General features: G+C 53.5%; 1 protein-coding gene and 1 pseudogene. Both read left to right on the top strand.

The window, feature by feature from the left end; genetic code table 11:
- Window positions 1-464, top strand: a pseudogene (locus tag HMPREF9538_RS13795) (dihydrolipoyl dehydrogenase); the annotation flags it as partial.
- Window positions 465-640: 176 nt separating this feature from the next.
- Complete coding sequence (locus HMPREF9538_RS13790; RefSeq protein ID WP_009485126.1) at window positions 641-892, top strand: zinc ribbon domain-containing protein; 252 nt, start codon at window positions 641-643, stop codon at window positions 890-892.
- The last annotated feature ends 486 nt before the right edge of the window (window positions 893-1,378 follow it).

Raw genomic sequence — 1,378 nt, forward strand, 5'->3', positions numbered from 1 at the left:
CGGCCCCGCCGTGTCTGGCGCACAAGGCCAGCCACGAAGGCGTGATCTGCATTGAGACACTGGCTGGTGTCGAAGGCACCCACCCGCTTGATCGCGACTATGTGCCCGGTTGCACTTATTCCCGGCCTCAGGTTGCCAGTCTGGGCCTGACGGAATCGACGGCCCTGGCCAGAGGACGACCCGTCAGGATCGGTAAGTTCTCTTATCAGAGCAATGGTAAGGCGCTGGCCAGCGGCGAGACGGAGGGTTTTGTGAAGACTATTTTCGATGCTGAAACCGGCGAGTTGCTGGGCGCGCATATGGTTGGCGCACAGGTCACGGAACAGATCCAGGGGTTTGGTATCGCCCGTCACCTGGAGGCCACAGATGAAAGTCTCCTGTCGATGATCTTTGCGCATCCGACACTTTCCGAAGCGATGCATGAATCAATCCTCGCGGCCTGCGACCAACCGTTGCATCAATAAAAAATAAGGGAGGCGATAGCTGTGCGATACGGAGTAAGTTCCCGTTATCCCTCCCGCACTCCCCGGCAGAAGATCCCCAACAACGGTTACGACAGGATCTATTGATCTGAAACGCTAAGCGCCATGCGTAAATTCTGTATGTTTAGTAGACAACCAAACGACAGGAGGAGCGCTCTATGACACAGCACGAAAGGTTTTGCCAGGCCTGCGGAATGCCGATGTCCGCACCCGATGCGCAAGGGGCCAGCGATAAATATTGCGCGTATTGCAGCGACAGCGACGGTAATCTGAAATCCTGGGAAGAGGCCGTATCCTGTCTGGCGGCTTTTCTCGACGCCTGGCAAAAGGTGGGCGTAGCGGAATCACGGAAACGGGCAAAACGTTACCTGACGGCGATGCCTGCCTGGGCGCACAAAGCGGACGAGTAATTTGCCCGGGCGGCAGGAGGAAATCATCCCGGGGACAGACCGCCATGCCGACAACATTGCTATAGCGTTTTTGTACGCCATCCGGACAGGAATAAATACGCGTTTGGGGATGACGACCTGCAGGCTGGAGCATGCATGGATGCGTTCTTCATGCGGATGAAATAAACGCCTGGCGTTCTCCCCTTGTCCGGATGCGTTATTGCCTGGTTTTTAAGGGGTCGGTTTCTGTATTTAACCCAGAACTTCTCAGGTAATACAACATATTGATGTGATGAATCTCTCATTTCAACGATACCAACTGGACAATAAGTTATCGCGTGTGTTAGTTATTTAATCACGCAAGAGAACAGATTTAATTTAAACAAAAGTTAAACCTTTCTCACTTTGCTAAAAAATTGCATTGATAATGCTTTGGATCCCTGAACCATTATCAAAAGGGTATGTGAACAGAAAGCCCCCCCCCCCCCCCCCGCGCGGGGCGGGGGG

It is taken from the genome of Klebsiella sp. MS 92-3 (genome assembly GCF_000195655.1).
Taxonomy (GTDB): domain Bacteria; phylum Pseudomonadota; class Gammaproteobacteria; order Enterobacterales; family Enterobacteriaceae; genus Klebsiella; species Klebsiella pneumoniae.